The sequence below is a fragment of the Bullifex sp. genome, from assembly GCF_034103065.1.
GTDB lineage: Bacteria > Spirochaetota > Spirochaetia > Sphaerochaetales > Sphaerochaetaceae > Bullifex.
Genome location: NZ_JAXEGN010000055.1, coordinates 18,696 through 28,205, shown reverse-complemented (window position 1 = coordinate 28,205; position 9,510 = coordinate 18,696). Strand labels below are relative to the sequence as shown.

Sequence of the window (9,510 nt, the reverse complement as noted above, 5' to 3'; positions counted from 1 at the left end):
TAAACTATACAGGTGGAATTAAAGTTGGTTTTGGCACTTCAATGCTTAAAAATAGTGCCTTAAACTATGAAAGCGAATTAAGGGAAGCGTTAAGGTGTGAAATAACACTTACTCCCGTAGCTTTTCGACTTTCAAACTTTGATATCGGGTTATATACTCAAATTGCTTTACAAGGTGATACAGCTATAAGAAGCTATACCAAGATACTTGGATACTCCTCATTGAGCATTGGTTTATCATCTTATTACTGCTTTACCAATAGCTATCAATTAGGATTAAACATAGGAGCTGGATACTCTATTTCTAAAGAGTTTGTAACAGGAAGTGCTTTTTTAGAAGCAATGTTGGTTAACACCTACAACATAACAAGGACCTTTAGTGTATCCCTTGATACAGGATTAAGATATAAGAAAGAACGATTTGAATTTCCAATAACATTTTCTTTCTCTTTAAAACCATTTATTAAGGAGGAGTGATATGTTATTAATTATTCTTTTAATCATTATTTCTTTAACCTCTTGTTCCCTTGATACAAAAGCTAGCAATAGTAATGTGTATTTAATTACATTAGCTTTAAACTATGAGGAAATGAATGTAAGTACTCTATACGGTACACTAAATGATCAGAATGCTATTATTAGTCAATTTGAGTATCTATCAAAAGCTGAAAAAAGAAACTTCTACTCTCATCAATTCACTCAGCAAGGGAGTAATGTCTTTTATCGATATACAACTACCCCTACTCGTGGTGATGCAGTTGAAATAGTAAAGGAACTAGATACAAGAAGCTTAAAAACTGAAATCAAAGAAGTGTTTAAAAAGCTTAATACAAAAAAAGATGATCTTGTAATATTCTTCTATGCTGGTCATGGATTAGGATCTACTCAAAAGGAAAAAGTTGGAGCTCTAATCTTAGGAGATATTAATACAACAGCATCAGGATCAAATGAATTTAAGAATTTCACATACTATCTCGATGATTTACGTTTTGATTTTTCCTCAATTACCGGCAATAAACTTTTAATAATTGATTCCTGCCATTCTGGTGCTATTGTAAAGGATGACCAAATTAATGATGTCTTTGATATCTCAAACTCATTTAGTGAGCTATTTTCAAATAAAAAGGTTAATAATGACTTAACTTGGGAACTTACAGGATGCACAGCAGATAAGCTTTCATATGAAAGTGAAGAAACTGATAATCTAAAAGCCCATGGAAGATTTGCTAAGGTTCTACTTGATTACCTTGGCTACAAATTCTATGTAGATCAAGTAGAAGGACCAGGAATGCCTGATAGAAGTTATCTATCTGTAACAGAAGCCTGGTCCTATACGAAGAAAGCACTAGAAAAGTTTGGTAGACAAACACCTATAATAGATAAAACAGAACGAGACTTAGTACTTTTTATGTTCTAGTCTTCAAGGAACTTTCCACTCTTTATTCGTTCTATTTCGTCTCTTATTACAGCAGCTCTTTCAAATTCAAGGTTCTCAGCAAGAGTTCTCATCTCCTTCTCGAGAGCCTTGATATATTTATTCTTTCCACTTTGAGTTAACAAATTATAGCCAGAACGCTCGATTTTTAAATCAGCCTTTTGAGCTTCACTCTTATCCTCTTTTTCATGTTCAATTAAATCAGCAATTGCTTTTTTGATTGTTTGAGGAGTGATACCATGCTCCTTATTGTAAGCACTCTGAACTTCTCTTCTATGTTCAGTTTCAACAATAGCTTCACGCATAGCATCACTCATTTGGTCAGCATACATAATAACACGTCCTTCACTATTTCTAGCAGCACGACCAATAGTCTGAATTAAAGAGGTAGCAGAACGTAAGAAACCAATTTTATCTGCATCTAATATTGCCACAAGAGAAACTTCAGGAAGGTCCAAACCTTCTCTTAAAAGGTTAATACCAATTAATACATCAAATACACCAAGACGTAAATCTCTTAATATTTCAGCTCTCTCTATTGTCTCAACTTCGCTGTGAAGATATCTAACCTTTAGATTAAGACCTTCCATATAGGAAGTTAAATCTTCTGCCATCTTCTTAGTAAGAGTTGTAACAAGAACTCTATCACCTTTATTGATAGTTTTTCTTATTTCACCGTATAGATCTTCCATTTGACCTTCAGTAGCTCTAACTTCGATAATTGGATCAAGAAGACCTGTTGGTCTAATAAGCTGCTCAACCATCTGAGTACTCTCTTCTTTTTCCTTTTTACCAGGGGTTGCACTTACATAAATTCTTTGACCAACAATTTTATCAAATTCATCATACTTTAAAGGTCTGTTATCAAGGGCAGATGGAAGTCTAAAGCCATAATTTACTAAGTTGGATTTTCTAGATCTATCACCTTCATACATCGCACCAATTTGAGGAATTGTTACATGTGATTCATCAATAAAGCAGATGAAGTCTGAAGGGAAGTAATCTAAAAGAACAGCAGGACGTTCACCTGGCTTTCTTCCAGCTAATGGACGAGAATAGTTTTCAATACCAGAACAATGCCCTACTTCTTTAATCATTTCAATATCGTATTCAACACGACTTTTTAATCTTTCAGCTTCTAAGTGACGTCCTTGAGATAAAAAGAATTCCACTTGATCCTTTAACTCATCCTCAATTCGAACAATAGCTTGGTCAATAGCGCTTTTTGGCATTACAAACTGTTTAGCAGGGTAGAGTGTAATATCTTTTACCTTTTCTATCTTTTCAAAAGAAACTGGGTCAAACCATTCAAGAGAAACAATTTCATCCCAATCTAAGGTAATTCTAAATGCACTCTCTAGATATGCAGGATACACTTCGATAATATCACCTCGAACTCTAAAGCTACCTCGAGTTAAAACAACATCATTTCTTTCATAAAGCATTCTAACTAGCTGCTCAAGTTCAACCTTATGGTCGAAGATATCACCAACATGGAATGAGTGAATCATATCTCTTAAAGAAACAGGGTTACCAAGACCATAGATACAGCTTACAGTAGCAACTACTATTACATCTCTTCTTTCCATCAAAGAAAATGAAGCAGATAGTCTCAGTCTATCAATTTCATCATTAATATCTGTTTCCTTTTCAATGTATAAATCTTTACCAGGAACATATGCTTCAGGCTGGTAATAATCGTAAGTTGATACAAAGTATTCAACAGCATTATTTGGAAAGAAAGATTTGAACTCTCTATATAATTGCGCTGCTAAAGTCTTATTATGGCTTAAGATTAAAGTTGGTCTTTGGATCTTTTCAATAATTTTGGCCATAGTAAAGGTCTTACCAGATCCAGTAACCCCCTTCAAAGTTTGAGCTCTATCCCCATTTAAAATACCATTTGATAATTTTTCTATGGCACTACCTTGGTCTCCAGATGGCTCATATGGTGCAACTACCTTAAAAGGCTTTGAAACTCCATTTGCACCTACATGAATATTTGTAATACTCTCCCCACCCCAAGAAGCATCAGGTCTATTTTCACTCATCTTATAATCCACCTACTATTTTCTTCACTTCGCTCTGTTAAAACAACGTCATTAATTGTAACGATGTTACCATTTCTGTAAACCTTAACACTCACCTTTTCACCACTCTTATAAGAGCCTAATACAGTAAGGTAATCGCTATAGCCAGAGATTTTATTTCCATTGATTTCTAAAATAATATCTCCACCAAGATAAATAATCGATTGTCCATAGCCAACCTTTTCATTTCCACCTTTTAATCCAGCTTTATCCGCGCCACCCGATGGAACAACTTGAGAAATTAATACACCTTCATCAAAATCAAGCTTAAGGTACTCTGCTATTTGACTATTTAATTCAACAGCAAGTACATCAAGCCATCCTCTTGATACCTTTCCATTTTTAATTAATGAAGTTGCAACATCTAAAACTGTCTCAAGTGGAATAGCAAATGATAATCCTTGGTTTTCACCACTTGTTGAGTATATTGCTGTATTTAAGCCTATCATCTCACCTCTACTATTTAACAATGGACCGCCACTATTTCCTGGGTTAACTGCAGCATCTGTTTGAATCAAATCAGTTAAAGGAAGCATACTTGATGTATAAACAAGTCTGTTTAATCCTGATACAACACCAACACTCATAGACCAGGAATAACCATAAGGTGAGCCAATTGCAATTGCTTTTTGACCAACCTTTAATGAACCTGAATACATTTCGAGAGGGATATACTTTTTCTCTCTCTTTTCAAGCTTAATTACCGCAATATCTGTTAAGGTATCAATACCAACTAATGTAGCACCTACACTCGTACCATCATATAAATTTACACTTATATCCTTACCATTACCTATTACATGTCCATTAGTTATTACATATCCTTCACTTGAAATTAATACTCCACATCCACTAATTGAGGAGGATAGGCTTTTATCTTGAACAATTTCAACAACACTAGATTTTGCTTTATCAAAGGCTCTCATATTTTCTTTTTCATCAAGAGAATATGCCCAAGAAGAATCATCTTCAAATAAGACAACACCATCCTCATCATAAAAAATTCCTTTTAAAGGAACTCCCGCAAGGTTTAGAAGAGCCTCTTCACCACCTTTGTTAACAACCTTTAATAACTCTTTTCGTAGCTCATCTATCTTTTTTTCTTCATTGATTTTTTTTGTCCAAAACAAAAGAAGTGAAATTACTGTTATTATTGATACAACAAATGCTAGTACTAATAATATTTTGGATATATTCTTTCTACTCACTTTATATTCACCTTAGATACTTTTTATCATAGCCTTTTAAGGCACAAAACGTGAAGAGGGCAATGTGCTATAATGTATAGTATGAATAGTGATGAATTAAATACAATTGCATGGAATAAAGAAGTAAAAAGAAACAATTACTGGACTAGACCAGTAACTAAAGAAGCTATTGAAGAAGCTAGAAAGGGAAATCTTACACTTCCCTTTTTAGTCGATAAACCAATGAGGAAGGATTGGATTGATCAACTTGGAAATGAGGTATTACTAGTTGGTGCAGGAGGAGGTCAACAAGCACCACTACTTAGTGCTTACGGGAAAAAGGTAACACTTGTCGATATCTCTGAGATGCAACTAAAACAGGATGAATTTGTCAAAAAAAGGGATAATTTAACTTTTGATATTATTCAAGGTTCAATGAGTGAGAGACTAAATTTTAATGCCAATTCTTTTGATAGCGTTGTAAATCCTGTAAGTATTAATTTTATAAAAAATCCAAAGTATTTCTATGAAGAAGTAAAAAGAGTATTAAAGCCTAATGGAATTTTTATTACAGCCTTTGCAAATCCTGCTTTATACATGTTTAGTCCTAAAGCATTAGAAAAAGGAAAAATGAAAATTAAGTATACCCTTCCCTTTGATGCAGATATTTCTTTATCTGATAAAAAAAGAAAGAAAATGATTAGAAAAATGGATACATTTGAATACAGTCATTTACTTCAAACTTTAATTGGGAATCTAATTGATTTAGGATTTAGTATTACTGGATTTGATACAGCAGAATCAGATTTCGAACCAATTGATAGTTTTCTTAAGGAATGCTACATAGCAATTAAGGCAAATAAGCTTTAATAAGAAGAAAAAGTAATTTATACTAAAGCATCGGAGGAGTGATGAATAATAAAACTGATAAATTACATAATCATCCACTACTTATTATTTCTTTACTCCTAGCACTATCATTATTTGTTGTTAGCCTTTTTTTTATTATCTTTGGAACAACAAAAAAAATTTATGGTCCAGAGGCTGAACACTACATAACAACAATTCCTGTTGATATTTATATAGACGGAAAGTTGGAGTATAAAGAATCAAAAATTCAACGTGTGAAGTTATCAAACGTAGATAATATTACTTTGAAGTGCAATGTACCATCATCAGTACCCCCTCGATTTAATAACATTGTAATTACTACTCTTTTTGGCTCATTTGAGGTTTACCTCGATGGTGAACAAATATTTTCTTTTCCTAAAAATGGTGGATATTTTGAACCAAGTAATAATTCATTTTTCATGATTAATGCTAACAACTTAAAAGATAAAGAAATAACTGTTAGTTACAACATTAATAAATTAAAAATTCTCAGTTCCTTAATTGTTTATCCAATTTATATTTCTTCTGATTACGGAATTGTCTCATCCCTTAAAACATCTATTTTCTTTTTACAATCTATAGCTCCGATTAACTTTATGTTAATTATTGTATCCATCTATATTTTTATTATTGAGAGAAAACAAGGAAATAAAAAAGCAATCATTTCATTTGCATTATTATGCTGTGCTAATTTATTTGCTACATTTGCTTCATTCAAAGCTAACATTCTCTTATATGGAAATACTATTGCTTGGACAACGGTGAAAAACTTCTCAAGATTTTTTACTATTTGCTCTTATCTGACTCTTATTCAAAATATTACATATGGTAACTTTATAAAAGATAAATATTATAAAAGAATTCTTTTATTCCACTTTGCTCTCTTTATGTTAAATACATATCTAGCTATAAATACTGCGTATTTTTCATATTACATAAGATTATTTATAAATTTCTGCATAATATTTATTTCAATATACTTTGTTATTAAAGCAATATTCTATTACGATAAATCAGATGTTAAATTATTTTTAATAATTTCAACCATTGTATTTTTGGCATCAATAATACTTGAATATGCTTTTTCAGCAATGGTTAATAGGTCATATCAAGGACTTATTATTTGTACATTAAGAATAGTTTCTGCATGTTGTCTTGCCTTCCCATTAAGCTCAGAGTATATAAAAAAGCAAATGAAACAAATTCAACAAAAAGAAATTGATATGTACATGAATATCGATGTTTTAACAGGATGTTTAAATAGAAGAAAGTATGAAAACTATATCCATAATGAAGAAAACTATAAAAATATCCAAACCTCCATTATTTTTGCTGATATAAACTCATTAAAACGAATTAATGATTATTTTGGGCACAGTGAAGGCGACAAAATTATTAAGTACTGTGGAAGATGTTTACTCAATAACTGTCCATCCAATAGCAATATTTATCGTATTGGAGGAGATGAATTTGTTGCAATATTTGAAAACACAAGTGCAGTTAACTTAAACTATTTAATTAAAAGCTTGAAGGAAAACTTTAAAGACAATTCTCCATTTTGTTCAACAATTAGTATGGGTGGTATTACCGTAAAAGCAAAGAATGAAGCTGAATTCTTAAGTGCAATAAAAAAAGCAGATGAGTTAATGTATAGAGATAAAATTAATAAAGATAATTACTCTTTATTAGTAAATGCAAGGATGATATCAGATGAATACTAAAAGAGAAAATATCTTATTATTAATAATTATTTTTATCCTTTCATTTAGCTTAGTAATATGGGTTGCAAAAAATTCAGAAAGAATAAGTGATAATTATACTGTATCTGGTGGAATGGTTTCACAACTATTAACACATGTAAACGTTGTTGGTGAAGATATCGATGAAGATGTCTACTTTGGTAGCAAGAGTATTTATAAATACGAAATTAAGCCTTATGAAGAAATTAAATTAACCTTTATTCTTCCTGATCTTAGAATTTATTCTTATCCCTCAATTCTATTTTTTTCAAATGTTAAACATATTGAAGTTTACTTGGATGAGGATTTGTTATATGCCCAAGAAACAGATAGCCAATTCAATTTTGATACACACCCAATAGTAATTGGTCTTAGTAAAAGCGATACTAAGAAAAACGTTACAATAAGACTAATTAATTCATCAAATAAGAATTCTATCATTACACTGCATTCACTATTCCTTGGTGATCGTCATACCTTAAACCTTAAATATGTAGTGCATGATTTCTACTCTACTCTATTCTTTGCTTCATTTTTGGGTCTTTCCGTATTAATACTAATATTTGGACTATACTTTAATAATAGTTATAGGCGTCATATAATATTTTCATTAGGATTATTTTTAATATTTAATTCCCTTTTCCAAATCTTTTATAGTGATACTATATATTTCTTCTTTACATATCCTTTAATATTTTCAATACTAGCTAGATTATTGTTTTCTTTTTTACCATTCGTAACACTATTTTACGTTAAAGATAATATCGTTCCTTCTAAAGAGCATAAAGCAATTAATTATTTCGAAAGAGTTTCATTTTTATTTCCTATTTATTTTATTATTATTCTAATTTTTGATATTTTCCCAAATACATATTTAGTATCAGAATTAGCTGATTCCATTTCTTTGATATTTTATGGATCATATATCATATGTTTATTAATATATTCAGCTTATATTACAATAAGATATACCAAGACAAAGTATTTTGAATTACTATTTTTATCGTTGTTTGATGTTACGATGGTTATTAAAGTTAGTACCGAATTAATTTTTCAAACTTTATTTGATAAAGTCAGTATATTTTTAGTATTAAATCTTTGTTTAATGATTTTTATTACCATCCGTGACAGTGCGAAATCAACACAAGATGTATTAAAAGATGATTATTATAAAGAAAACTTTGCTGACCCTCTCACCAAACTTTTAAATAGATTTGCCTTTGAATATAGAATAAAAGATATTGAATCAAGAGGAAAAGATAACTATTACATTATTTCCATAGATATCGATTACATGAAAACCTATAATGATACCTTAGGTCATAAAGCTGGTGATGAGTTATTAATTTCATTCAGTAAGGCTGTTAACAACGTAATTTCTTCTCACGAAGCCTTAGCCTTTAGAATAGGTGGTGATGAATTTATTATCCTTCTTAAGCAAACTAAAAACATTGATATTGTTTCATTTATTAATTTACTCTTAGAGAATTTTAAGGAATTAAATCAATTCCAACTATCTTCATTCTCTTATGGCTACTATTTATATGAAGCTCAAAAAGGAATGAAGATAAAGGATGCAATAAAAAAGAGTGACGATAACCTACTTATTTATAAAGCAAATACTCATAGACAAGATAAGTTGAGAGAAGGTTTTTCTAATACCGAACCAAAGCATTGATTTTGAATAAGCATAATTAATACATCTTCGATATTATGGCAATTAAGAAGAGTTTTTCCTTCCACTTTTGTTTCACCATTTTCAAAGCATATTTTGCAATCTGCATTTTGATATGTATTTTTTTCACTTACTATTATTGGTCTTTCCTTTAATTTGCTAACAGCGTTTACTAAATTAGTAATCATTGTTTCATCGCATTCTTTAGAGATAAAAATTGCCTTAACATCGCTATAAACATTTAAGACTGAAAATAATTCATCACCAGTTAATGCTAAATTATCATTTGAACTACCGATACAGTCAGGATCAAAAAGAATCATTTCCTTAACAAGTATATCAATTACCTTTAAGCCTTCTTCATCATCGCTTAACTTTGCTAATAAGCATACATGAGGGTCTCTCTTTCTTAGAGATCTAATTAAACTTAAGGCATTATCTTTATTTTCTTCAGCTTGTCCATAAATGAAGAACACTTTTCCACTCTCCCCTTG

The 9,510-nt window shown here is 30.8% G+C and carries 8 protein-coding genes; 5 read left to right on the top strand and 3 right to left on the bottom strand.

Annotation, left to right across the window (positions count from 1 at the left end; all coding sequences use genetic code 11):
* On the top strand, positions 1-476 hold a 476-nt coding region (locus SOY52_RS02275), incomplete at its 5' end, for a hypothetical protein (protein WP_320847365.1).
* Position 477: 1 nt separating this feature from the next.
* Positions 478-1,416 (top strand): caspase family protein, encoded by a 939-nt coding sequence (locus tag SOY52_RS02270; RefSeq protein ID WP_320847364.1) that lies wholly within the window; start codon positions 478-480, stop codon positions 1,414-1,416.
* Here SOY52_RS02270 and uvrB read toward each other — a convergent pair.
* Together uvrB and SOY52_RS02260 are read right to left on the bottom strand one after the other, a co-directional pair.
* The gene (gene uvrB, locus SOY52_RS02265) at positions 1,413-3,485 is read right to left on the bottom strand and encodes an excinuclease ABC subunit UvrB (RefSeq protein ID WP_320847363.1); all 2,073 of its coding nucleotides are present in this window, start codon (positions 3,483-3,485) and stop codon (positions 1,413-1,415) included. The genes SOY52_RS02270 and uvrB overlap by 4 nt on opposite strands.
* Complete coding sequence (locus SOY52_RS02260) at positions 3,482-4,732, bottom strand: S1C family serine protease (protein ID WP_320847362.1); 1,251 nt, start codon at positions 4,730-4,732, stop codon at positions 3,482-3,484. The genes uvrB and SOY52_RS02260 overlap by 4 nt, the downstream gene beginning before the upstream one ends.
* Positions 4,733-4,813: 81 nt before the next feature.
* Between SOY52_RS02260 and SOY52_RS02255 the strand changes: the two genes are divergently transcribed.
* The 3 genes from SOY52_RS02255 to SOY52_RS02245 are packed head-to-tail and all read left to right on the top strand — an operon-like array spanning position 4,814 to position 9,019.
* A complete protein-coding gene (locus SOY52_RS02255) occupies positions 4,814-5,581 on the top strand; it encodes a class I SAM-dependent methyltransferase (RefSeq protein WP_320847361.1) in 768 nt (255 codons plus the stop codon).
* A gap of 41 nt (positions 5,582-5,622) precedes the next feature.
* Entirely contained in the window at positions 5,623-7,323 is a 1,701-nt protein-coding gene (locus SOY52_RS02250) for a GGDEF domain-containing protein (RefSeq protein WP_320847360.1), read from the top strand.
* Entirely contained in the window at positions 7,313-9,019 is a 1,707-nt protein-coding gene (locus tag SOY52_RS02245) for a GGDEF domain-containing protein (protein WP_320847359.1), read from the top strand. Before SOY52_RS02250 ends, SOY52_RS02245 begins: the two co-directional genes overlap by 11 nt.
* On the opposite strand, the gene SOY52_RS02240 is transcribed toward SOY52_RS02245, so the two are convergent.
* A complete protein-coding gene (locus SOY52_RS02240) occupies positions 8,965-9,492 on the bottom strand; it encodes a hypothetical protein (protein WP_320847358.1) in 528 nt (175 codons plus the stop codon). The genes SOY52_RS02245 and SOY52_RS02240 overlap by 55 nt on opposite strands.
* Positions 9,493-9,510 lie beyond the last annotated feature (18 nt).

Excerpts from the sequence above, each read along its gene's own strand:
- SOY52_RS02270 (WP_320847364.1), top strand. The coding sequence starts at position 478 with ATGTTATTAATTATTCTTTTAATCATTATTTCTTTAACCTCTTGTTCC.
- uvrB (WP_320847363.1), bottom strand. The coding sequence starts at position 3,485 with ATGAGTGAAAATAGACCTGATGCTTCTTGGGGTGGGGAGAGTATTACA.
- SOY52_RS02255 (WP_320847361.1), top strand. The coding sequence starts at position 4,814 with ATGAATAGTGATGAATTAAATACAATTGCATGGAATAAAGAAGTAAAA.
- SOY52_RS02250 (WP_320847360.1), top strand. The coding sequence starts at position 5,623 with ATGAATAATAAAACTGATAAATTACATAATCATCCACTACTTATTATT.
- SOY52_RS02245 (WP_320847359.1), top strand. The coding sequence starts at position 7,313 with ATGAATACTAAAAGAGAAAATATCTTATTATTAATAATTATTTTTATC.